The organism is Hymenobacter ruber, assembly GCF_054783255.1.
In genome coordinates this window covers 406,651-430,071 of sequence record NZ_BAAGQX010000003.1, presented here as the reverse complement: position 1 = coordinate 430,071, position 23,421 = coordinate 406,651, and the positions used below count along the sequence as shown (strand labels likewise).

21 protein-coding genes and 1 pseudogene are annotated in these 23,421 nt (G+C 61.3%); 9 read left to right on the top strand and 13 right to left on the bottom strand.

The features are described 5' to 3' along the window. From ACYVM5_RS08870 to ACYVM5_RS08855, 4 genes are all read left to right on the top strand, one after another. Entirely contained in the window at positions 1–1,665 is a 1,665-nt protein-coding gene (locus ACYVM5_RS08870; protein ID WP_460617767.1) for a TolC family protein, read from the top strand. Positions 1,666–1,777: 112 nt separating this feature from the next. Further along, positions 1,778–2,917 carry an efflux RND transporter periplasmic adaptor subunit gene (locus tag ACYVM5_RS08865; RefSeq protein WP_460617766.1) on the top strand — a complete coding sequence of 380 codons (1,140 nt, stop codon included), beginning with the start codon at positions 1,778–1,780 and terminating at the stop codon, positions 2,915–2,917. Positions 2,918–2,954: 37 nt separating this feature from the next. Beyond that, positions 2,955–6,392, top strand: coding sequence for an efflux RND transporter permease subunit (locus ACYVM5_RS08860; RefSeq protein WP_460617765.1), 3,438 nt, complete (start codon positions 2,955–2,957; stop codon positions 6,390–6,392). Positions 6,393–6,530: 138 nt separating this feature from the next. Continuing rightward, positions 6,531–6,797, top strand: coding sequence for an acyl carrier protein (locus ACYVM5_RS08855; protein ID WP_342296813.1), 267 nt, complete (start codon positions 6,531–6,533; stop codon positions 6,795–6,797). A gap of 499 nt (positions 6,798–7,296) precedes the next feature. Here ACYVM5_RS08855 and ACYVM5_RS08850 read toward each other — a convergent pair. From ACYVM5_RS08850 to ACYVM5_RS08840, 3 genes and pseudogenes are all read right to left on the bottom strand, one after another. Beyond that, a pseudogene (locus ACYVM5_RS08850) lies at positions 7,297–7,458 on the bottom strand (YkvA family protein); the annotation flags it as partial. A gap of 447 nt (positions 7,459–7,905) precedes the next feature. Beyond that, entirely contained in the window at positions 7,906–9,072 is a 1,167-nt protein-coding gene (locus ACYVM5_RS08845) for a trypsin-like peptidase domain-containing protein (RefSeq protein ID WP_460617764.1), read from the bottom strand. 78 nt (positions 9,073–9,150) lie between these two features. Next, positions 9,151–9,759 (bottom strand): RNA polymerase sigma factor, encoded by a 609-nt coding sequence (locus ACYVM5_RS08840; RefSeq protein WP_460617763.1) that lies wholly within the window; start codon positions 9,757–9,759, stop codon positions 9,151–9,153. A gap of 136 nt (positions 9,760–9,895) precedes the next feature. On the opposite strand from ACYVM5_RS08840, the gene ACYVM5_RS08835 reads away from it, so the two are divergent. Next, entirely contained in the window at positions 9,896–10,129 is a 234-nt protein-coding gene (locus ACYVM5_RS08835) for a hypothetical protein (RefSeq protein WP_198069359.1), read from the top strand. 106 nt (positions 10,130–10,235) lie between these two features. On the opposite strand, the gene ACYVM5_RS08830 is transcribed toward ACYVM5_RS08835, so the two are convergent. The 3 genes from ACYVM5_RS08830 to ACYVM5_RS08820 all read right to left on the bottom strand — a co-directional run bounded on the left by ACYVM5_RS08830 (position 10,236) and on the right by ACYVM5_RS08820 (position 13,554). Next, a complete protein-coding gene (locus ACYVM5_RS08830; protein ID WP_460617762.1) occupies positions 10,236–11,276 on the bottom strand; it encodes an McrC family protein in 1,041 nt (346 codons plus the stop codon). Positions 11,277–11,309: 33 nt separating this feature from the next. Beyond that, a complete protein-coding gene (locus ACYVM5_RS08825; RefSeq protein ID WP_460617761.1) occupies positions 11,310–12,590 on the bottom strand; it encodes a 5-methylcytosine-specific restriction endonuclease subunit McrB in 1,281 nt (426 codons plus the stop codon). Positions 12,591–12,705: 115 nt separating this feature from the next. Continuing rightward, positions 12,706–13,554 (bottom strand): hypothetical protein, encoded by an 849-nt coding sequence (locus ACYVM5_RS08820; RefSeq protein WP_460617760.1) that lies wholly within the window; start codon positions 13,552–13,554, stop codon positions 12,706–12,708. Positions 13,555–13,706: 152 nt separating this feature from the next. On the opposite strand from ACYVM5_RS08820, the gene ACYVM5_RS08815 reads away from it, so the two are divergent. Both ACYVM5_RS08815 and chrA read left to right on the top strand, forming a co-directional pair. After that, on the top strand, positions 13,707–14,681 hold the full coding sequence (locus ACYVM5_RS08815; RefSeq protein ID WP_460617759.1) for an isopenicillin N synthase family dioxygenase: 975 nt from the start codon (positions 13,707–13,709) through the stop codon (positions 14,679–14,681). A gap of 136 nt (positions 14,682–14,817) precedes the next feature. Beyond that, positions 14,818–16,125 carry a chromate transporter gene (gene chrA / locus ACYVM5_RS08810; RefSeq protein ID WP_460617758.1) on the top strand — a complete coding sequence of 436 codons (1,308 nt, stop codon included), beginning with the start codon at positions 14,818–14,820 and terminating at the stop codon, positions 16,123–16,125. A gap of 107 nt (positions 16,126–16,232) precedes the next feature. On the opposite strand, the gene ACYVM5_RS08805 is transcribed toward chrA, so the two are convergent. Together ACYVM5_RS08805 and ACYVM5_RS08800 are read right to left on the bottom strand one after the other, a co-directional pair. Next, complete coding sequence (locus ACYVM5_RS08805) at positions 16,233–17,588, bottom strand: lysophospholipid acyltransferase family protein (protein ID WP_460617757.1); 1,356 nt, start codon at positions 17,586–17,588, stop codon at positions 16,233–16,235. A gap of 114 nt (positions 17,589–17,702) precedes the next feature. Then, entirely contained in the window at positions 17,703–18,206 is a 504-nt protein-coding gene (locus ACYVM5_RS08800; protein WP_460617756.1) for a DUF6799 domain-containing protein, read from the bottom strand. A 388-nt stretch (positions 18,207–18,594) separates the two neighbouring features. On the opposite strand from ACYVM5_RS08800, the gene ACYVM5_RS08795 reads away from it, so the two are divergent. Then, positions 18,595–19,530, top strand: coding sequence for a J domain-containing protein (locus ACYVM5_RS08795; RefSeq protein WP_460617755.1), 936 nt, complete (start codon positions 18,595–18,597; stop codon positions 19,528–19,530). 18 nt (positions 19,531–19,548) lie between these two features. Continuing rightward, positions 19,549–19,878 (top strand): hypothetical protein, encoded by a 330-nt coding sequence (locus ACYVM5_RS08790; RefSeq protein WP_460617754.1) that lies wholly within the window; start codon positions 19,549–19,551, stop codon positions 19,876–19,878. A gap of 92 nt (positions 19,879–19,970) precedes the next feature. Here the strand turns inward: ACYVM5_RS08790 and ACYVM5_RS08785 are convergent, their stop codons facing one another. From ACYVM5_RS08785 to ACYVM5_RS08765, 5 genes are all read right to left on the bottom strand, one after another. Continuing rightward, a complete protein-coding gene (locus ACYVM5_RS08785; protein ID WP_460617753.1) occupies positions 19,971–20,720 on the bottom strand; it encodes a ZIP family metal transporter in 750 nt (249 codons plus the stop codon). Between the two features lie 184 nt (positions 20,721–20,904). Beyond that, on the bottom strand, positions 20,905–21,270 hold the full coding sequence (locus tag ACYVM5_RS08780; RefSeq protein ID WP_460617752.1) for a hypothetical protein: 366 nt from the start codon (positions 21,268–21,270) through the stop codon (positions 20,905–20,907). Between the two features lie 27 nt (positions 21,271–21,297). After that, positions 21,298–21,930 carry a hypothetical protein gene (locus ACYVM5_RS08775; protein WP_457065794.1) on the bottom strand — a complete coding sequence of 211 codons (633 nt, stop codon included), beginning with the start codon at positions 21,928–21,930 and terminating at the stop codon, positions 21,298–21,300. Positions 21,931–22,013: 83 nt separating this feature from the next. Then, on the bottom strand, positions 22,014–22,886 hold the full coding sequence (nadC, locus tag ACYVM5_RS08770) for a nicotinate-nucleotide diphosphorylase (RefSeq protein ID WP_460617751.1): 873 nt from the start codon (positions 22,884–22,886) through the stop codon (positions 22,014–22,016). 85 nt (positions 22,887–22,971) lie between these two features. After that, positions 22,972–23,373: a DUF4783 domain-containing protein gene (locus ACYVM5_RS08765; RefSeq protein ID WP_460617750.1), complete on the bottom strand. Its 402-nt coding sequence runs from the start codon at positions 23,371–23,373 to the stop codon at positions 22,972–22,974. Between the last annotated feature and the right edge of the window lie 48 nt (positions 23,374–23,421).

Here is a 23,421-nt window from a genome sequence, read left to right as displayed (position 1 = left end):
ATGAACACGCTGTTTCGAACCAGATTCCTGCTGGTAGCCGCCCTGAGCGCGGCCGTGCCGCAGGCGCTGCTTGCCCAAGACTCGCCCAAGGCCATGCCCGCGGCTCCGCCCACCACGGGCACCATGCCGCTGAGCCTGCAACAGGCCATTACCTACGCCGTGCAGAACAAGTCGACGCTGCTGGCTACCCGCTTGGGCGAGGCCACGGCCGCCGCCAAAGTGGGCGAAATCAAGAGCGCCGGCCTGCCGCAGGTGAACGTGGCCGCCACGGTGTCGGACAACTTTAAGCTGCAGAAGAGCCTGGTGAGCTTCCCGCTCTCGCAAACGGTGCTCACGCAGAGCGACTTGGCCGCCGCGCAGGGCGGCCAGCAGCAGGTGTTGGGTACGCAACAGCTGGCCCTGCCGCCGCAGCCGTTCGCCTTCGGCCTGCAGTACGCCGGCAACGCCAGCGCCTCGGTGTCGCAGTTGCTGTTTGATGGCTCGTATCTGATTGGTTTGAAGGCAGCTAAGGTGTACACCGAACTGGCCAAAAAGCAAACCCAGCAGGCCGAAATCGACGTGGTGGAGCAGGTGAGCAAGGCCTATTACAGCACGCTGGTGGCCCGCTCGCGCCTCGCCCTGCTGGCCCGCAACGTGCAGCGCCTCGACACGGTGCTTTACCAAACCAATAAGGTTTTCAAAGCCGGTTTCGCAGAGAAGCTGGATGTGGACCGCCTGCGCGTGCAGCGCAACAACCTGGTGGTGGAGCAACAAAAAGCCCAGCGCCTCACTGAATTGAGCGTGAGCTTGCTGAAGTTTCAAATGGGCCTGCCCCAGGGCCAGAACGTGCAGCTGACCGACTCGCTCGGCGCGGCCGTGGTGGATGCCGGTGCCTTGCGCCAGCGCCTCGGTGTGGCCAGCCTGAGCACGGGCGGCGGCGTGGACGGACTGAGCGCCGTGCCCACCGCACCCACCGCACCCGGCAGCGACAACACCGCCGCCCAAAACCGCCTCGACCAGCAGAACGCCTTGTCGGGTGGCCAGTCCATCGCGGCCCGGGGCGCGCTGAACTACAACAACCGCATCGAATTCTCGACCCTGGAAACCCAGCAGGCTCTGGCCGGCCTCGACCTGCGCAACCGTCAGGCCAGTGCCTACCCGCGCCTCGTGCTCACGGGCGCTTACGGTTTCACCGGCTCGGCGGGTACGGCGGGCGACTTGTTTGCCTTCCGCGGGCCAAGCTCGCGCAACTCGGCCGGCTTTGCCAACCAGAACTGGTTTGGCTTTGGCAACGTGGGCCTGAGCCTACAGGTGCCGGTGTTCGACGGCTTCCGCCGCAAGTACCTGGTGCAGCAGAGCCGCCTGCAGCAGCAAACCATCGAGCGCGGCTTCGATACCCTGAAGCAAAGCATTGATTTACAAGATGCCCAGAGTCGTACTACGCTCATCAACGCGCTGGATGTGCTGGACAACCAGAAAGCCAACCTTGACCTGGCTACCGACGTGGCCCGCGTTACGCGCATCAAATTCAACGCCGGCGTGGGCTCCAACCTGGAGGTGATTACGGCCGAAACCGACCTGCGCTCGGCCCAGACCAACTACTACGGTGCCATCTACGACGTGCTGGTGGCGAAAGTCGACCGCGACAAAGCGACTGGCGAGCTCTACAATCAGGTTAAAAAATAATGTAGCGAGGACTTTGTAGTCCGCGATGGCAACCAAATTCAACGGCACGACTCGCGGACTACAAAGTCCGCGCTACCCGCCCTCCGATATCTTAAAAACACCCCGCTTATCCATGCGTTTCTCCTCAACCCAACCCGCTGCGCTGTTTCTCGCCGGTACCCTGCTGCTCGCCTCCTGCGGCGGCTCTTCCAACAAAGACCCCAAGGCCGAGCTCGCCAAGCTGAAAGGCGAGCAGGCCGCCACGCAGGCTAAAATCGCCGAGCTGGAAGCCAAAACCGGCGGCCCCGCCACGGTGGCCCCCACGCCGGTTTCGGTGATGAACGCCAAGCCCGAGAGCTTCAAGAGCTACCTCGAAGTGCAGGGCCGCGTCGATTTCGACCAGAACGCCACCGTGGGTGCCCGCGCCGCTGGCTCGCTCACCAGCATCCGCGTGGAGCGCGGCGACCGCGTGAGCAAGGGCCAGGTGCTGGCTACCATCGATGCCAGCATCCTCGACGCCAACGCGGCCGAACTGCGCACCCGTATGGACCTCGCCAAGACGGTCTACGAGAAGCAAAAGAGCCTCTGGGACCAGCAGATTGGCACCGAAATCCAGTACCTGCAAGCCAAAAACAACTACCAGGCCCTGCAACGCAACCTGGCCACGCTCAATCAGCAGCGCGCTTTGTATAGCGTGGTGGCCCCGTTCTCGGGCACCGTGGATGAGGTGCTGCCCAAGCTGGGCGAAATCACGGCGCCCGGTGCGCCGGTGGTGCGCCTGACCAGCGGCACGGGCGGCAAAATCCTGGCCGATGTGTCGGAAGCCTACGGCAACAGCATCAAAGCCGGCGACGCGGCCGTGGTGACCATCCCGGACCTGGGCGACGAGGAGCTGCCCGCCACCGTGCGCGTGGTGAGCCGCAGCATCAACGCTACCAGCCGCACGTTTACCGTGGAGCTGCGCCTGAAAAGCGCCAAAGCCGCTACCCTGCGCCCCAACATGGTGGCCACGGTACGCATCCAGAACTACAACGCGACCAACGCCACGGTTATCCCGGTTGATATCGTGCAGCACGACGAGGAAAACAGCTACGTGTACGTGGTAGCCCAGGAGGGCGGCAAGGCCGTGGCCAAGAAGCGCGTCATCAAAACCGGCAACACCTACAACGGTAAAGTCGAAGTAACCAGCGGCCTGACGGCTGAGGATAAAATCATTTCGGCCGGCTACCAGAACCTGAACGAAGGCCAGAAAGTGGCCGTGCAGGGCGCGTAGTCACGCAATTATTTCTCAAGCTTTTAGAGAAGAAACCATGCAGGACATCGAAAAAGAATTTGGCCCAACCAGTTGGTCCATTAATAACAAGACTAGCATTTACATCATCACGGTGCTGCTGTGCGTGGCGGGCATATTTGCCTACATCAAGCTGGGCAAGGAGAAATTCCCGGACATCGTGATTCCGCGCATCATCGTGGCCACGGTGTACCCCGGCACCTCGCCTACGGACATTGAAAACCTGGTGACGCGCCAGCTCGAAAAGGAGATTAAGAGCGTGAACGGGGTGAAACACATCAACTCCACCTCGAACCAGGACTATTGCATCGTGGACGTCGAGTTTACCTCTGGCGTGGACGTGCAGGCCGCCAAGCAGCTCATCAAGGATGCCGTGGACAAGGCCAGTACCGAGCTGCCCAACGACCTGCCGAGCGCCCCGCTGGTGAAGGAAATCAACATTTCCGAGCAGCCCATCATGTTCGTGAACCTGGCCGGCAACCTGCCCGCCGCCCAGCTCAAAAAGTTCGCCGACGACTTCCAGGACAAGATTGAGGCCCTGCCCGAAATCACCCGCGTCGACATCGTGGGCGCCCTCGACCAGCAGGTGAACGTGGACGTGGACCTGAACAAGCTGCGCGCCTCGCGCCTGGGCTTCACCGATATTTCCCGCGCCATCGGCGGCGAAAACGTGACCGTGTCGGGTGGCTCCATCGATGTGGGCGGGCAGAAGCGCGCCGTGCGCGTGGCCGGCCAGTACGTGCGGGCCGCCGACATTGCCGATATCCAAATCAAAAACCTGAATGGCGCACCCGTGCGCCTCGGCGACATCGCCACCGTGACGGACGGTTTCAAGGACCGCGAAAGCTACGCCCGCCTCGACGGCAAGCCTGCCATCACCCTGAACGTGGTAAAGCGCCAGGGCGAAAACCTGATTGACGCTTCCGACAAAATCAAGGCCCTGATTGCCGACTCCAAAGCCAGCCTGCCGAAAGAACTCACCATCACCGTAACCGGCGATACCTCCAACGACACCCGCGTGACGCTGCACGACCTCATCAACACCATCATCATCGGCTTCCTGCTGGTGACGCTGATTCTGATGTTCTTCATGGGCACCACCAACGCCTTGTTTGTGGGCCTGTCGGTGCCGATTTCGATGTTCCTGGCTTTCCTGGTTATCCCCGTATTTGGCTTCACACTGAACATGATTGTGCTCTTCGCCTTCCTGCTGGCGCTGGGCATCGTGGTCGATGACGCCATTGTGGTTATCGAAAACACCCACCGTCTGCTTCACGAGCACCCCAACCTCGACACTCCTAAGGCCGCCAAATTCGCCGCCGGCGAAGTATTCGTGCCGGTTCTGGCCGGTACGCTGACCACGGTAGCACCGTTTGTGCCGCTGTTGTTCTGGCCCGGCATCGTGGGCTCGTTCATGTACTACCTGCCCGTTACGCTGATTATCACGCTGATGGCTTCGCTTATTGTGGCCTTCATCATGAACCCGGTGTTTGCCGTGAGCTTCATGGAGCGTGAAGAGCATTTCGAAGAGGACCTGCACAGCAAGCCCAAGTTGACCCGCAATTTCCTGATTGCGATGGGCGTACTGCTCGTCATTGCCATCCTCGGCTATGTGTCGCACTCCACCTTCGTGGGCAACCTGTCCATCACGGTTATCCTGCTCTGCTTCCTCGATAAGTTCGTGTTTGTGAAGATGATTGCCTGGTTCCAGACGCGCGCCCTGCCGCGCTTCCAGAACGGCTATGCCGGCCTCGTGCGCTGGTCCATCACCCACCCCGTGATTGTGATGATTGGTGTGGTGGTGCTGTTTTTCGGTTCGTTCGTGGCCGTGGGCATCCGCAAGCCCGCCGTGGCCTTCTTCCCCAAAGGCGACCCTAAGTTCATCTACACCTACCTGAAAATGCCCGTCGGCACCCGCGTAGCCGTCACTGACTCCATCACCAAAGTGCTGGAGAAACGCATCTACGGCGTTATCGGCGAGCATAACCCCGACGTGGAATCGGTCATCACCAACGTGGCCATCGGTGCCGGCGACCCCGGCGAAGCCACCGCGGCTGGTGTATCGCAGTCGCACATGGGCAAGGTCGGCGTGGCTTTCAAGGAGCTCAGCGAGCGCACCGGCCCGGCCACCCACACCTACATGGATAAAATCCGCGAAGTGGTGAAAGGCATTCCCGGCGCCGAAGTCTCCGTCGACCAGGAGGCCAGCGGCCCGCCCACGGGCAAGGAAATTGCCATTGAAGTTGCTGGCGACGACTACCCCAAGCTGGCTGCTTTGTCGAAAAAGGTAATTCGCTACGTCGATTCGATGAAAATCGGCGGCGTTGAGCAGCTGCGCTCTAACCTCGAAGACCGCAACCCCGAAATCGCCGTCAACATCAACCGTACCCGCGCCAACCGCGAAGGCATCAGCACCGGCCAGATTGGGATGGAAGTCCGCACGGCCATCTACGGCACCGAGGCCAGCAAATTCAAGACCCCGGACGACGAGTACCCCATCCAGGTGCGCTACGCCAAGCCCTACCGCGACGACGTAGACGCCGTGGTGAATGCCCCGCTCACCTTCCGCGACGCCACGGGTGCCGTGCGCCAGGTGCCCATTTCGTCGGTGGCCGATGTCACCTATGGCAGCACCTACGGCGGCATCAAGCGCAAGGACACCAAGCGCATCATCACCATCAGCTCCAACGTGCTGGGCGGCTACACCGGCCCCGACGTGGTGCGCAACATCCAGACGGCCCTCAAAGCCTTCCCGTTGCCGCCCGGCTACACCATCAACATGGGCGGCGCCCAGGAAAACCAGAAAGAAACCAGCGACTTCCTGCCGCTGGCCGGCATCGGTGCCCTCGGCCTCATCTTCCTGATTCTCGTCACGCAATTCAACTCGTTCAGCAAGCCGGTTATCATCCTCTCCGAGGTGCTGTTTTCCATCGCCGGTGTGTTCTGGGGCCTGGCCATCACGGGCCAGAGCGTCAGCATCGTGATGACGGGCGTGGGCATCATCGCCCTGGCCGGTATCGTGGTGAAAAACGGGATTCTGCTGGTCGAATTCATGGACATGCTGCGGGCGCAGGGCATGCCGCTGCGCGAGGCCATCGTGCTGGCCGGCCGCACCCGCCTGAATCCGGTAATCCTCACGGCTACGGCCGCCACGCTGGGTCTTATCCCGCTGGCCATCGGCCTGAACATCGACTTTTACGAGCTGTTCAACTCTGGCAACGCCCACTTCTTCATCGGTGGCGAATCGGTAACGTTCTGGGGCCCACTGGCCTGGACCATCATTTTCGGTCTGGTGTTCGCCACGGGAATCACCCTGCTGGTCGTGCCGGTAATGTATTTGCTGAGCGAATCGCTGAAGGGAAAAATTTCCGGAAAAAATCCCGACAACGTTGCAACCATTTCCGAGGAGGTGGACTCTGAAGAAGTACAGGCGGCCACGCCGCCTGTACTAGCCTAACGTTTCAGGCGTTGGGTGCCCGCTGGCCGGCTGTTGTTGCAGCAGCGGCCGCCGGTGGGCACTTTCCCCGCTGCCGCGGGGCGCTACCGAAACCTAGTGCCTACCCCTGCCTCACCATCTTTTTCCGCAACTCTATTTATGTACGTATCCACCATTAGCTCCACGCACACGCCTACTATCGAGCAGCAGGTGTTCCGCATTATCAGCAAGCGCAAGGCCATCCGGGCCAGCCGCGTGCGCAAAACCGCCAGCCTCGCCCGCGACCTGCGCTTCGAGACCCTCGACGTGGTCGACATCATTCTGGAACTGGAGCGCAACTTCAGCATCACCATCCCCGACGAAGTGCCGCTCTATACCGTGGGCGACTTCGTGCGCTTCGTGCGCGACCACGCCGCCGCCGCGTAATTATTTTTACGGCTAGCCCAGCAAAAAGCCCCGACAACTCATGTTGCCGGGGCTTTTTGCTTATCGGGTTCGATGGTCTGGTCTAGCGGACGTTACCGCCAGTGTCTAGCGTGCCGGGGTCGGAAGCATTGCGGCTACCCTCCCAGGTCCGAACGGTGGGGCCGTTGGTTGTGCCCGTGGGCTGGGCATCGGGGCCAGCTTCGTGCACCGGGCGCGGGTTGCTGCTTTCGGGCGAGCCCAGGCCGGAGTCGGTGTTAGACAAAGCAGACGAGTGGGTGGTAGTGCCGGCGTGCTTAGCCGATTCTTCGGCTACCTGTGCGGTAGGGGCGGCGGGGTCGTTGGAGTGCGAGGGCTGGGCGGCTGGAGTAGCCGTTTTCGGCGTCAGGCCGCTGGCGGTTGATGGAATAACTTCGGCGCTGGTTTTGGCCTCGCTGGGGCGGGTCAGTTCCCACTCGTGAAACTTGTCCATTTCGCCTTTCAGCGTGGTCGAGAACCAAGCCACGAGGGCCACGTCATCGAGCAGTCCCAGCACCGGAATAAAGTCCGGAATCAAGTCAATCGGGCTCAGGAAGTAAATAAGCACAGCCACGGCTGCTGCCACCGTGGTGCCAGGCACGCCCGTGTACTCACCCGACATCGACGCCTTGATGAGCCGGAACATGGTCTGCAGGGTCTCCCAGACTTCGTGGGCCAGCGTGCCCACGTCGTTTTTCTCGCTGGCCTTCTTGTAGGCGTCGGTTAGCAGCGTTTTCATGCGCGTGGGCTGCTTGATGTAGCCCTCAGCGGTGTTCAGAAACTTCTTGAAAATAGCGGAACCAGCAACGTCGTTGCTGCTCGGCGGGGTTTGTTGGTTTTGAGCCACGGAATGCGGAGGTTAAAAAAGACAAATGGATGGAAAGACAAGCGCCGCTCATCTAAGCCTGAATACTACATTACGGAACCTAAGGTTATGAAAAAGGCCTGTATTACCCCCGCCAAACGCCAGAATAATCGGCTTGTTTTGATGTGCTATGCACAATAATCGCCACGCCTGAAAAGTCATTACACAACAAAGGCCTGCTTCGATAATGAAACAGGCCTTTGCACAGCGTTGAAATCGGATGTCAGCCTATTCAAACACCTTAACTACAAATACATAGTCCTGCAGTTTCTTAAGCTGCTGGGGCCGCCCGGTACCGGCCAACTGGCCAAAACGGGGCAAATGGTAAGGGTAAGCCGCCGCCGATTTAGCGGCTGCCAGCGAATCAACCAGGTGCACCAGATACGAGGACTTGGTGGCGAACGCGGCGCTCTGCGCATCGTTCTGCCGGCCGCTTACCACGCCAATCAGGTTGCCGCGCTCATCAAGCAGCGGGCCGCCCGAGTTGCCCGGGTTCACCGGAATGCTCACCTGGTAAAAAGCGGTATCGCCTTCAAAACCCGAGCGGGCGCTCAGCGAGCCTTCGCCGTACACCACATCCTCGCGCGGGTAGCCCAGCGTGTACACCCGCTCACCCAAATCGGCCTGGCCGGATTTGATAGCGTAAGGCAGGCGGCCGAAGCCCGTGAATTTCTTATCCGTAATCCGCAGAATGGCCAGGTCGTGCTTGATGTCTGAATAGACCGGCTCGGCGTGGTAGCGCTGTCGGTTGCGGCCTTCAATCAGTAGCGAATCAGCACCTTGAATAACGTGGTAGCTGGTTACGATATAGCCTTCCGAAGTAAGGGCGAAGCCCGTACCGCTGAACTTGCCTGATGGGGCTGGCAGAGACTCCTTGCCCCGCTGGGTGTTCAGCGTCAGTTTCAGGTCTTTCTGGCTTTTCTTAATGCGCTCCACTTCACGGCGAAGGGCTTGGTAGCTGGCCGGAACGGGCAGATGCGAAGTCTTCCACAAATCCAGGCCCAGCAGGGTGGCAAACACGGCCATCACGGCTACCGAGGCGGCTACGCCCACGGTGGCGCGGTGGCCGCTCCAAAACTCGCGCAGCTTGCGCTCGGTGCGCGAAATGCGCAGCATCGGGTTCACCGTGTGGGTGAGGCCGGTGGCGGGCTGGGCCATTTCTTCGGGGGCATCGGCGGCCAGCATGGCGGCGTGGATGCCGCGCAGCTGCTGGCGGGCCTGCTGGCGCTGCCCGTAGGCGCGCAGCGTGCTGGTCATCTCGCTGAAGTCGGCGTAGCGCAGGGCCAGGGCCGGGTCGGCCGCCAGGCGTGCTTCGAGGTTGGCGCGGGCGGGCCCGGCCAGCTCGCCGTTCGAGTAGGCTTCAAATAAGGCGTAATAGTCTGCTTCAGTCATCATGGGTAAATGCTGCGGGCCGGGGCCGGCGGCGGTAAGCGAATGGGAGGTTCCGCCGATTATTACCGACGGCTAACGATATTAGATAGGCTCTTCTTTATAGTGGGCGAAGAATAATTTTTTCAGGCGCACAAGGCACTTGTATTTCTGGTTTTTAGCGTTGTCGGCGTTGGTGTAGCCGAATTCTGCCGTGAGGTCCTGCATCGACTTATCGAGCAGGTAAAAGCCTTCCAAAAGTGAGCGGCACGGTTCCCCGAGGTGGTTCAGGGCCTCGCTCATGGTGGCGAAACGGCGGTCCTGTTCCTCGGCGGCCAATAGGTCTTCTTCGGCTCCCGTATTCAGGTACGGGCCGTGCTCCTCGTCGTCGAGCAAGCGCACGCCGAAGCGGCTTTTGCTGGTCAGGCGCTTGAGCCACAGGCGGCGGCACACGGCGTAGAGGTAGGTTTTAATCTGGCAGTTGAGCTCGAGGGAGCCGTCGCGTACTTTTTCATAAAACACCATCACGCCTTCCTGGTACACGTCCTGGGCGTCGTCCTCGGTGCCGCTGTTTTGCAGCACGAAGTGTGACACCATGGGCCAGTGCAGCCGGTAGAGGTGGGCCAGGGCCCGCTCATCGCCGCCGCGAATGGCGGCAATCAGCGCGTCGTCGGTAGGAGTCAAAGAAGAGGAAGTTGGATTGCCCCTGCTCATTCACTTTGGGAGTTAATACAGGCGAAGGCTACAAGTAACCCACTTAAAATATTTTTTTCCGGGGCGGGTTACCTTTCCAGAAAGCGGGAATAAAGGGCGTTTTTAAGTTAACCCGTTTTCAAAATTACCCCCAAAGATGAAAAATCTGTTTAAAGCTGCTGCCCTGGGCCTGGCCCTCACCGCTGGTCTGACTTCGTGCGGCGAAAAGAAGACCGAAGAAACCACTACCGTTGAGACCCCTGCTACCGGCACGGAGACCACCACTACCAGCACCACCGACACCACCGCTATGGCTGCTCCTGCTGCTGACACTACGGCTGCTGCTGCTCCTGCTGCTACCACCACGACTACGACCGAAGAGAAGAAGTAGTTTGCTGCTGGCCCCTGCGGCCAGCGCAAATCTTCGTCATTCGACGCTGGCAGCCCGGATTTTCCCAAGTGGAAAGTCCGGGCTGCTTTTTTGTGCCCATTGGGCATTATTCTGCCAGCCGCAGCAAATCGGCGGCGATGCCGGGCCAGGGTTGGTGCAGGTTGAGGGTGACGACGCGTACCGGGTGCCCGCCCAGCGTGTAGCGAAGGTCTACGTCCTGCGTGGCGGCGGGATAAAGCAAAATACCTTCCAGGGCCTGGCCAGGGGCGGGGCGCTGGTTCTGAAGGTAGGCGTAGAGTTGGTAGAGGTGCGGGGCAATGAGGCGCTGCCGGTCGTAGCGCGGGCGCAGAGCGGCAGCGTAATATTTGGTGTCGAGAATGATTTTGCGGTCGGGCGCTTCCAGTGTGGTGTCGGTGAGCATGGTAGGCAGCAGGGCGAGGTCGGCGGATTGTGAGGCCTCGGCCTGCCAGGCAATGGTTTCGGCAAATACGCGGTAGCGGCGCTGCTCGCGGCGGAAAAAATTGCGCGTGAACTGCTCGAAGATGCGCGCCATCAATACTTCATCGCGCCGGAAATCGGTGAAGCGTTTGCGGCCGGTGGCGGTAGGCTCGGGCAGGGCCGTGAGCCACACCAGCTCGCAGATGTGAACCAGAAACGCTGCTTGGCTATCCAGTCGCTGCCGCCGCAACTCCCGAAACGTGGCGGCCGTGGGTGGCGGCAGCGTGGCGTCATTCAGCCCCGCCGGAAACCGCTGGCTGACCTGGTGCAACTCGCGACGTAGCGTGGAGGGCAAGGCCCCCGCGCGTCCCAGCACACCCAGCGTCTGGGCAATAAGGCGGTGCAAAGGCGAGGCAACACTCAGCTCATCGAAGGTGCAGATGGCGCGGCCCTGTCCCAGCAGGCCACGGCCCAGCGTGGGAGCCAGCTCTACGCGGCCGCGCAGGCTGGTGAGTTCGGCTTGCTGAGTTTCAAAAGTGCGCGGCAGACCGGTTTTCAGCAGGCGGCAGGTGGCGTGTAGCAGCACCTGGGCCAGCAGCCCCAGCGGCCGCTCAAAAGGCGTGGCTTCGCTAGCTAACAGTACGGCAGGCTCTGGCAGCCGGTTCCAGGCGTAGCAGAGGAAGTAGTAGAGGGTGGGGAGCGGTATCACAAAATTGGTTGGACTGGTCGCATGGACTGCCTGTTACGCCAGCAGCTTGCGGAGCTGCGCGGCAGCCGTAGCCGGCTGTTCGCGCCAATAATCAGCCAGCAGCGGCCCGATTTCCTGCTCGAAAATCAGGCGCAGCCATTCCGAAGCCTGCTCCGGCCGGGCCGGTGGCTGGCAGAAGTAACTGTGGCCAATTTCAAAGTCTGGTCCCAATTCGGGGTCGTCGGCAATGGTTTGATTGAGGGCGACCATGCGGGTGCAGAGTTGTTCGATAACTTGGTCAGGTACTTGGCGGGCCGCCAGCTGCTGCCGGAGGGGCGCGCCAAACTGCGGCCCCAGCGCCACAAAGGCGAAGCGGCGGCGCAGCGCATAGTCCAGCGGGCTGAGCGAGCGGTCGGCCAAATTGAGCGTGCCGATGACGTAGAGGTTGTCCGGGACGAAGAATTTGGGAGCGTCGGGTGGGGCGTAGGGGAGGCGCAGGGCGTGGGCGGGGCCGCGCTTGTCGGCTTCGAGCAAGAGCAGCAGCTCGCCGAAAATGCGCGGCACATTGCCCCGGTTCACCTCGTCAATTAGCAAAAAATACGGCCGGCCAGGGTCGGCAGCAGCGCGCTGGCACAGCAGCGGCAGCACACCGGGCACTAGGTGAAAACTGCCTTTGGCATCGGGCCGGAAGCCCAGCATAAAGTCCTCGTAGCCGTAGCTGGGGTGGAACTGCACCAGCTCGATGCGGCTTTCATCCTGCGCGCCCAGCAGGAGCCAGGCCAGGCGCCGCGCCAGAAAGGTTTTGCCCGTGCCGGGTGGGCCTTGCAGCAGCAGGTTGCGGCGGCGGGCTAGGCCGGCCAACGCGGCATCCAACGCACTTTCCGTGATGAACAGCTCGGCCAGCGCCTCGGCGCGGGTGTAGGTTGGCGCGGTGTAGGGCGTGCCGGGCTCGGCCGCGTGGGCAGGCAGAGCGTCGGCGTTTTTGGCCAGGCCGGTGTATAAATCCTCAGCTTGTTGGTGGGCCACTTCCTCGCCATCGGCGCCGGAGCCGGAGGTAAGTACCGGCCGCTTCGTGCTGATGGTGAAGTCCAGGCTTTCGAGCAGGGCGTTGGTGGGGGCGCCGGCGGGGCGGGGCCAACGGGCGGCGGGGTTGCCGGTGGCTAGGCGGTAGGCCAGCTCGGCCACGGCACGGGGCGGGTAGCGCCGGCCCCGGTACACCAGTTCGTACACGGTGCTGGGCGGCAGCGGGCGGCCTTCGCGCGCTATCTGGCGCAGGGCGCGCAGTATCTGCTCGCGGGTGAGCAGCGGGACGGATTCGGCAGAGGCAACAGACATAGCGGACAAGCAAGGTAGAGCCGGAACAGCAAACGGCTTTAACCAAAAAAGTCTCCCGGCCGGGCCGGGAGACTTTTGGAGCTGAAATCGTAACGAAGAAATAATGCCTCCGGGACTAGGGCGCTACCGTAAACTTGCGCGTTACCGAGTTGTACGGGCCGGGAATCATGTTGCCGCTGGCATCTACCAGCTCCAGTTTCACGGTGTTTTCGCCGGCGGGCAGGCCTTCCATCATGTAGGGCATCCAGCGGTCGAGCATGAACTCGGTGCCGTTGATGGTGGCGCGGACGCGGTTTCCACCGGGCTCCAGCGTGGTGTTCACCAGGTAGAAGTCGAGCATGATGCGCTTGGCATCAGCGCCCGAGTACGTGTCTTTGGGGCGGCTGTAGAACAGGTTCGGGGCCTTGGTGTCGATGATGGGCGTGGCCGGCGCGGGAGTGTTGCCCACGTTGATGATGCGCAGGTCGTAGGCACCGCGGTGCTTCAGGCTCTCGTGGTAGGAGCGCGACAGGAACGAAAGCACCACGTGCTGGCCGTCAGGAATCGGCTTGCTGAATTTGGTGTCGTAGTGGGCCGTGTAGGGCTCATTATCCACAATGTTGTGGATGTGCTGGCCTTTCATCGAGTTGGCCATTTCGGCCATATGGGGGCCGCCGCTCATTTTGGTGAGCAGGAAGTTGCTGATTTGGTAATCGAAAGCCACTTCGCCGCTGGGCACGGTAGAGCCGGCAATGGGGGCGCGCAGCTGCATCTGGGCTTCGGGGAACTTGGGCGAATCGCCGAAGGGCGTCAGGCGAATGCCGTTCGATTCCATGCTTTCGCCGCTGCCGCCGGCACGGGTGGCGCTGGGGTTGTTGCCGCCGGCATTGGCGCTTACGTCGGTGGCGGGCTTGCTCGTTTCGCAGCTAGCCAGCAATGCCAGCGTAACGGTGGTGCTGCACAGCAGCCAGAGGGGGCGTTTCATAGAATCGAACTTTAAAAAAAGGGGTAGTGGTTTATTTGATAGTAACCATAAACGAAGTCGCTTACGGAGAAGGACCGGTGCCGGGTTTTGCTTAACTTGCGCCGTTGCCCACCAAGGAGCCTACGCGGCCTCAAAGTAAACTCAATTTTATTATGCAAGACCAACTTCTTGACCATATTCCCTCGCTCGACCTCGCCGACTTCCGTTCCGGCGACCCCGAGCGCAAAGCCCGTTTCGTGCAGCAGCTCGGCGAGGCTTACCAAAACATTGGCTTTGTAGCCCTGAAAAACCACGGCCTCAACGACGAGCAAACCAAGCAGCTGTACGCCGACGTGCAGGCCTTCTTCGGACTGCCCGACGAAGCCAAGCAGCGCTACGAAAAGCCCGAGCTGGCCGGTCAGCGCGGCTACATCAGCAAGGGCAAGGAGCACGCCAAGGGCCGCAACACCGGTGACCTGAAGGAGTTTTACCACGTCGGCCAGGAAGTGCAGGACGAGGACCCCATTAAGAGCGAGTACCCCGACAACATCTGGCCCGAGGAACTCAGCACGTTTAAAGACACGGCCCTGACCACCTACCGTACTCTGGAGGCGGCCGGCAAGGACGTACTACGCGCCATCGCACTGTACCTGCACCTGCCCGAAAACTACTTCGATGACAAGGTGAAAAACGGCAACAGCATCCTGCGCCCCATCCACTATTTCCCCATCGAAGACCCGGACGCGGTGCCGGCTGATGCCGTACGCGCCGCCGAACACGGCGACATCAATCTGATTACCCTGCTGATGGGCGCCAGCGCCGACGGCCTGCAAGTGAAGCGCCGCGACGGCAAGTGGATTCCCATCACGGCCCTGCCCGACCAGATTGTGGTGAACGTGGGCGACATGCTGCAGCGCCTCACCAACGGCGTGCTGAAAAGCACCATCCACCGCGTGGTGAACCCGGCCCGCGAAAAAATGAACACCTCGCGCTACAGCATCCCGTTCTTCATGCACCCGCGCTCCGAAATGAGCCTGGCCGCCCTGGAGCACTGCGTGACGCCCGACAACCCTAAAAAGGAGGCCGACATCACGGCCGGCGAGTTCCTGAACGAGCGCCTGATTGAGCTGGGTTTGAAGAAGAAGTAAGGTTGGGTAAAACCGCCATCAGCACGTCATGCTGAGCGTAGCCGAAGCATCTCTACCGCGCAAGTAATCCAATTGGAGCAACGAAGCGGTAGAGATGCTTCGACAGGCTCAGCATGACGTTCTTTTTTGTTCTGGTATGACCGTTCCGGCCTCCGTTCCGAATCCTGCCCCGCACCCAGCCGCCCCCGTTTCCCTCACGCCGCCTCCGCGGCGCTCGGGCAAGCGCACGCGGCGGGTGCGGGGCATTATTTTTTTGAAGGATGTGGCCGTGCTGGCCTGCACGGCCTTTGGCGGACCGCAGGCGCACGTGGCCATGATGTTCCGGCTGCTGGTAGACAAGCGCCGCTACATCAGCACGGCCGAGCTGCTGGAATTGCAGGCGCTGTGCGCGCTGCTGCCGGGGCCAACTTCGACCCAGACTATTACCGTGATTGGGTTTCGGCTGGGCGGGCCGAACCTGGCTTACCTCACGCTGCTGGTCTGGATGCTCCCGGCCGTGACGCTGATGACGCTGGCCGGCCTCACCCTGAGCCACCTCGACCCGGCCCGCGTCGCGGCGCTGGTGCAGTTTGTGCAGCCGGTGGCGGTGGGTTTCGTGGCGTTTTCAGCCTACAAGATTGCGGAGAAGGTTATCCATACCAAAACGGCCGTGGGGCTGATGGTGGCTGCAGCCATGCTGGCCTATTTCTTTCAGCTGCCCTGGATGCTGCCGCTGCTGCTGCTGGCCGGCGGGGCCGTGACCACGGTGCGCTACCGCAAGCACGCCATTGTGCAGGAAAAAAAGCCCCTGCGTGTGGAGTGGGCCAACTTTTTCCTCTGGTTTGGCATCTTGGTGGGGGCGGCGGTACTGGGCCACTACACGCGCTGGCTGCCGGTGCGGCTGTTCGAGAATTTCTACCGCAACGGCTCGCTGGTGTTTGGGGGCGGGCAGGTGCTGGCCCCGTTGCTCTACGCCGAGTTTGTGGAGTTCAAGAAGTACCTCACGGGGCCGGAGTTTCTGTCGGGGCTGGGGCTGGTGCAGGCCATGCCGGGGCCCAATTTTTCCTTCGCGGCCTACATTGGGGCGCTGGCCATGCGGCCGGCGGGCGGAACCGGCATGCAGGTGCTGGGCGCGGCGGTGGGCACGGCGGGCATATTTCTGCCGGGCACGTTTCTGATATTCTTCGTGATTCGCTTCTGGGACCGGCTACGGCAGTACCGCGTGGTGCAGGCTTCGCTGGAGGGCATCAACGCCGTGAGCGCGGGGCTGGTGTGCGCGGCCACATTTCTGCTCTACCACCCGCTGCCCTACCGCCTGCTGGAACTGCCGTTTCATCTCGGCCCTATCGACTCGCTGCCGCTGAACCCGCTGCTGGTGGGCCTCACCTTCCTGCTGCTGCTCTGGGAAAAGGTGCCGAGCGTGGTTATCATCGCCGTGGCGCTGCTGGCAGGGGCGGTGCTGTAGCGGGCTTGAAGAGAGGAAAGGAAACATCCTGAAAGGACAGCTCTTAGCAATAGCTAGCGTGTCCGGACATCCAGTATGGTGTGCCGGTGGCGGGCCAGTGGCCTAAACTATCGCGCCGTGAGGTAGGCCGTGCGGGCTTCTTCCAGCTCGGTCACTAGTTCGGCCCGCTGGCGCAACAGCTCGGCTCCCACGGCCGGCGCACGGCGGAACAGCCGCGCTGCCCGCAGCCGCCGCAGCCGCGCCGAAAGAGTGCTCCAATAACTCAGGGCGTAGAAGCCGGTAAAGGGCAGGCTGAGCACGTAAAGGGCCGTCAGTCGCCAGTCGTGCGTGAGCCAGTGTTGCACGGCAGCTGCTTGTAGAGTATAGGCTAGGGGGAAGGTTATCATGCCCATTACCAGCATGATGGGCGCCACAAACTCTACGTCCTTAGTCGCCCGCTTGGCCACAGCCGATGGTAAAATATAGGGTAAGTAGTTATTGATGACTCCATAAAGCCATACCGGCGCGCCGAAAACCAGGTTGAGCAGGCCCACCACGGAGCCGCGCCGCTGGCTGTCGAGCGCCTCGTCGGTGAGGCCGTGGCGGCGCAGGTCGGCCAGGTAGGTTTCGAACTGGGTACGGGCGGCAGTGAGGCGCTCGGGGAAGTGCTGTTCGGCCCAGGGCAGGGCTTGCAGCAGGGTGCGGCTCAGCTGGAAGTTGTCGTAGAGCGTGTCGGGGTCGTCGTCGGGGTTGAGGTGGCTGCCGAATATGCGCTCAATCTGCTGTACAAAGGCGTCCTCGGCCGCGTCGCGGGTGATGACCAAGCGGCGTTCCAGCGCCACCCGAATAGCCTCGGTGAGCTGGTCGGCGGCTTCATCGGGGTCTTGGGCGTAGGCGGCAGCATAATCGGCCACGATAATGGGCGGGGCCACGTTCAGCAGCACATCCGACCGAAACTTGCTGGGGTCGAAATAATTGGTGGCTACTGGTATCACTTTCAGGCCCAGCTTAAAATGGTGCCGGGCCTCGGCCCCCAGCGCAATGCGGGCCGCGCCGGTTTTGAGGGGCCGCAGGCGGCGTTCGCTCACGCTGGTGCCCTCCGGGAAAATCATGATGGTGCCGCCCCGGCCCAGGTAGTCGTAGCAACGGCCAAACGTAGCCTCGTTCTGCGCCGCGCGCTGCTCATGCGTGACCGGGCCGCCGTTGCCTACATCCTGCGCCCGGTAGATGGGAATAGAATTGCCCGACTCCATGATGGCCCGCAGGATGGGGTTGACGAAAAACGTGCTTTTGGCCAGAAAGGCGATGGGCTGGCGGCGGTTCACGGCCGCCAGCAGCGGGTCCATGAGGGTGTTGGGGTGGTTGCCGGCCAGCAGGAGCGGGCCGGGCAGGTGCAGGCGCTCGGGGTGCCGTACCTCGATGCGGCGGAAAAAGACCCGCAGCGCAACCTGCACCAGCGGTTTCATTACAGTATAAAAAAGCATGGGCGGGAATACGGCGTGTAGCCCCGAAAGATAGGCCCGCGCCGCCCCCAAACGTCAAGCGCCGCCAAACCCGGGGGCTTGGCGGCGCTAGCGGCCGTGGTAGTCAGGTGCGGATTATTTCTTCTTTTTCTTTTCGGCTTTGGCTTTCGCCTTGGCTTTTTCTTCGTCGCGCTTGGCCTTGTCTTTGGCTTTTTTGGCGGCGGCTTCTTCCATTTTCTTGCGCTTGCCGGGGTATTTGGCGTCGAAGGCCATCACCTTAGCAATGCTGTCGGCGTCGGCAATGGCCTTGCGGCTGGTCACGCGGCCGGTGAGCGAAACGTAGTCGCCCTCGGTGATTTGGGTGGTGGTGCCGTCGGTGGCCGTCACCACGCCGGCCGGGGTGATGACGGTGCCGTTAATCAGCTTTTTATCAGCTGTGAGCGGGTTGCTGATGCCGAGCTCGGTGAGCACCACGCGGCCCTTCTGCATCGAGATGCCGTCCTTTATTCCCTCAGTGGCCGCTGCTACTGCGCGCGGCTTCGGCTGCACGCGGCCCGGGCGTGCCGTCTGCGCCTGCACCCCGGCAATATTCAGCAAAGCCAACGCAAAAACATAGAAGAGGGAATTCTTGATATTCATGGGAAAGTTAAAAATAGAATAGGGAAAAACGCAACGATAATTGCTTTCAATGCGCAAATATAAGCCTTTTCCGGAACATAACAGTTGCATTATGTTTAGGTCAAGTGCAAAACTGATTCCGTAATCGATGCCGGTGAAAAGCCAACATTCTGTTGCCGGTTGCGTTCATTTAGCGTATCCAATTTTGATGCCGAAAACCAAGTGCCTCGTTTCTGCATCGGCCTGAACTACTATACGAGAACGGGCCGGCAGAAGCGTAATGGGTCCTGCAAAATTGTTAGCGGCAGAAATTGGTCGGTAATGCTGAATTTGCGGAGCGGCCAGCCGCAGGGCACTCCGGCACGGCCGCCCGTAACCAACGTATAACTCATCGACTTTTCCTCATCCCGTGGATTACAAAGACTATTACAAGGCGCTGGGAGTGGATAAAAACGCCACTTCCGAGCAAATCAAGAAGGCCTACCGCAAACTGGCGCGCCAGCACCACCCCGACGTGAACCCCAACGACAAGGGCGCGGAGCAGAAATTCAAGGAAATCAACGAGGCCAATGAAGTCCTCAGCGACCCCGACAAGCGGAAGAAATACGACCAGTTTGGGGCCGACTGGCAGCGCTACCAACAGCAGCCGGGTGGCGGCGCGGGCCGCGGTGGCCAGCCCGGCGGTGGCTTCGATTGGAGCCAGTACACCCAGGGCGGCGGGGGCGGAGGTAACCCGTTTGGCGAGGGCGAAGACTTCTCGGATTTCTTCGGCTCACTTTTCGGCAACATGGGCAGCGGGGGCCGGCGGGCGGGTGGCACCCGCCCCGGCGCCGGCCCCGACTATCAGGCCGAACTGGAAATGAGCCTGGAGGAGGCCTACCACGGCGGCCCGCGCACCATCACCGTCAATGGCAAAAACCTGCGCCTGACCATCGCGCCGGGCGTGGCCGACGGCCAGACCATCCGCCTGCGCGACCAGGGCGGCCCCGGCCGGCACGGCGGCCCCAATGGCGCGCTGCTCATCACCTTTCGCATCCGGCCCGATGCCCGCTACGCCCGCACCGGCGACGACCTCACCCAAGACGTGCCCGTGAGCATATACAAAGCCTTGCTGGGCGGCGAGCAAACGGTGGAAACCCTCAGCGGCTCCGTCAAAATCAAGCTCAAGCCCGAAACGGCCAACGGCACTCGCCTGCGCCTGCGGGGCAAAGGCTTCCCGGTGTATAAAAAGGAAGGCCAGTTCGGTGACCTCTACCTGCGCCTGAACCTGACCTTGCCGCGGCACCTCACCGACCAGGAAAAAGAACTGATTCAGCAGCTGGCCGCCCTGCGCCCGGAAGCCTAAACCACAGTCTTGCTCAGCATGGAAACGACCTTCATCACCCTAACTTTTCAGGAATGCTCGGTGCGCTACGGGTTGGCTCCGGCCGACCTGCACGAGTTTCTGCAGGCGGGCCTGCTCCGCGCCGCGCCCGCACCCGAAACCGTCATTGTAGACGAGCCCGATGACCTGCCGCGCCTCGCCCGCCTGCACCACGAGCTGGGCTTGGCCCCGGAGGCGTTGGATATCATCCTGGCCATGCGCCAGCGGCTGGTGCGCCTGCAAGCCACGCTGGCTCGCGAAACGGCGCGGGCGCGTCAACTGGAGAATTTCCTGCTGGGCGGTGGAGAAGTATTGAATTTTGAGGGTTGAAAGATGAGTTGCAGACGGTGCATGGCGAAAATTTTCCGTACGCACCGTCTGCAACTCAACATTCAACCCTCAAAACGCAACTCTTCCCTTCCTCACGCCACTGCCAGCGCCAGCAGCAGGCCCGCCAGCGTGGCCGCCAGCTTGGGCCAGTTGAGCCGATGCTCGGGGCTGGTTTCAAACAGAATGGTGGTCGAAACGTGCAGGAAATTACCGGCCACCAGCCCCAGCAGCGCTGCGTACCAGCCACTGCTTAGCAGTTGGCTCAGCACCACGTAGTTGCTGATAATAATGCCCAGTGGCGAGGCCAGCGCGAAAATCAGCAACCCCGGCCATACCCGCCGGAAACTGCCCAGCCGCAGCCGCAACAGCGTAGCCAGCGCAAAGGCCGCCGGCATGTGGTGCAGCGCCACGCCCACCACAATGGCATAGAAATTCTGACTTACCTGGCCCACCTCCGGGCTGTGTACCAGAATGCTGCCCTCCAGAAACGAGTGCACCACCAGCGCGGCCAGCAGCAGAAATGGTACCCGGCTCACGCCTTCATGCGGACTGTGCGCGGCCTCGTGGTGCACGTGCCCATGCTCCACGCCCTGCGACAGCACCTCCAGCAGCAATTGCCCAAAGAAGCCCGCCAGCACCCAATAGCCGACGCGAGCCGGGTGTTCGGGTAGCATTTGCAGGGCTTCGGGCAGAATGTGCGTGACCGTGAGCGTAAATAAATATGCCCCGCTGAAAGCCAGCAATGGCTTCAGCCACCGCCCGCTGTGCGCCACCGGCACCCAGGCCGCCGCCGTGCCCGCGCCCAGCACCGTGAGCAGCAGCAGGAAAATTGCAAACCCCATACAGTAAAGAATGAGGAATGAAGAATGAGGAATGGAGAGTGGAAGACCGACGCTACCGGCGTCAATTCCCCATTCTTCATTCCTCATTCTTCATTCTAAAATGACGCAAAGCGGCAGCTCTGCTACCGCCAGCCGGCGGGCAAAGCTGCCACCCAATCGAGAGAAACCTAAAAAACCGCGCGCCTTAGCGCTGGATTTGGTGGCCGTTTTCGGCCGTGTCTGCCTGGCCCGATTTGCCGGCGTCGTGCAGTTGGCCACGCTTGCGCATGCCTTCCTCGGCGTTGGCCGAGATGGCCGACTCGGCGGCCGGATGCTTGGCTTCGGTTTCCGGAGCTTCGCCGGCGGCAGCCTTCATCAGGGGCGTGTTCACGTTTTCGATGGAGCCGTTGGGCACCGAGTGGTCGAAGTTTTCGTCGTCGCGGGTGCCGGGGGCTACCATGTCGGTCGATACTTTCTCATCGGGGCGCCAGTCGGAGGGCTCGCTGCTGCAAGAAGTCAGGGCCAGCGTAGCGGCGGAAACAGCCAGCAACAGGGTGGAGGTCAATTTCATCGAAGTAAAATTAGCAGGGGTTGAAATTTAGACGGTGGCCGCGCCGGCTTCGGCGGGCAGCAGGTTTTTGCGGCGCAACATCGACTCAAACAAGCGGCGGTCGTTGTCGGCGTTGAAAATTTTGAAAGGCAAATGTAAAAACACCGGCACATCGAACGTGCGCGCCAGCCACAGGCGCCACGCGGCCATACCGGCCGGCGGCGTGCCGGGCTTCAGGTATAGTACGTAGGCATCCACATCGCGGCGCACCCGGCCAATCATGTCCCAGGTCAGCTGCATGGCTTTGCCTTCCTTCTCCGGGCCCACGCGCAGCAAAAGCTGCTTGTTGTCCATCTCAAACGCCATGCGCTCAAACAGCGGCTTGCTCTGCTCCATCTGGGTCACGCCCGTCACCTGCGCCGAGCGGAACAGCACGAACAGGATAGTAAGCACCACGGCCAGCACAATCCACCACCAGGAGTGAACGAAAATAGCCGGCAGCAGCCCCAGCGCGAAGGGAATGAGCGCATATACCCAGTCTTTTTTCCATACTTCGCCCATCACCATCTTGGTGTAGGTATCGGTGGTAAGCTGGGTTTTCTTGGTGCGAATGGCCAGCGACGGAGCCTGCTGGGCCTGGCGGAAGCCGCCACCGCCGCCGCGTTGGTTAGGTTGGTTCATTTTTAGTGATAAGTAGTTAGCGGTTAGTGGTCAATGAGCAGCAGTAAATACTAACCACTAATCACTAACCGTTAACCACTGGATTAATAGGCTTTTAAACTCAAATCTAGGCTTTTAACCGAGTGCGTGAGGGCTCCCACCGAAATGTAGTCGACTCCCGTGCGGGCCACTTCGGCAATGGTTTTCTCGGTGATGCCGCCGCTGGCCTCCGTCGGGAAACGCCCGGCGATGAGCTCCACGGCCTCGCGCAGCTGGTCGGGGCTCATGTTGTCGAGCATGATGCGGTCGATGCCGCCCGCGTCCAGCGCCTGCTGCACTTCATCGAGCGAGCGGGTTTCGATTTCGATGGGCAGCTGCCGCCCCGTCTTGGCGAGGTAGGCGTGCGTGGCGGCAATGGCCTGCGCAATGCCGCCGGAGTAGTCAACGTGGTTATCCTTGAGAATAATCATGTCGAACAGCCCGTAGCGGTGGTTCACACCGCCACCAATGAGCACAGCCCACTTCTCGCAGATGCGGAAATTGGGCGTGGTTTTGCGGGTGTCGAGCAGTTTGGCGTTGGTGCCGGCAATGAGGTTGTTCAGGTGCGCCGTATAGGTGGCGATGCCGCTCATGCGCTGCATGCAGTTGAGCACCAAGCGCTCAGCGGTGAGGATGCTGCGGGCCGGGCCTTCCACGGTGAAGGCTATGTCGCCGTGCTTCACGGGGTCGCCATCGGCGAGCATGGGCGTGAAAACCAACGAGGCATCCACTTCCTTGAAGATGAGCGGAGCCAGGGCCATGCCGGCCAGCAGGCCTTCGCCCTTCACCAGCAGGTGCGCGCGGTTGCGGGCATCGGCCGGAATGGAAGCCAGCGCCGAATGGTCGCCGTCGCCCACGTCCTCGGCCAAAGCCGTGCGGATGAAGGTGGTCAGCGCTTCGGGCGTGAGATAGGAATAGGCAGCGGAGGGAGTTTGCACGGCGCAAAGGTACGGCCCTTGCGGCGGCCAGTAAAGCAGAAGATTCTCACGAAAAAGCCCCGACCTGTGAGGGCCGGGGCTAAGACTATTCTTTCGTGAAATCCAGCGTGTCAATCACCGGCGCGCCTCGCGAGGGCTTGAGCTTCACATACACCCGGTAGGTGCCGCTACGGCCCGTGTAGCGGCCAATGGCGTATTGAATGCCTTCGCCGCTCTGGCCCTGATGAATAAACTCAAAGCTGCTGGGAGCATTCTTGCCGAAAAAATCTTTGATGACGATTTCGGCCTGAGTAGCGTTGTAGCCCTGCTTATCGGCATCGAAACCAATTTCAACGGTAGCAGCAAAATATTGCGACAACTCGCGGGAAGAGCCGTTGCGCAACGCCGACCGAACGGCTCCGAGGTTATCGGCCTGCGCGTGAGCCGCGACAGAACCGAGCAGGAACAACCATCCGATGAATAGAGTCCTAATTAAATAGCGTTTCATTATACGGGTAATAAGTGCGTCATACACAGAAACAGTCAAGCGAAAATG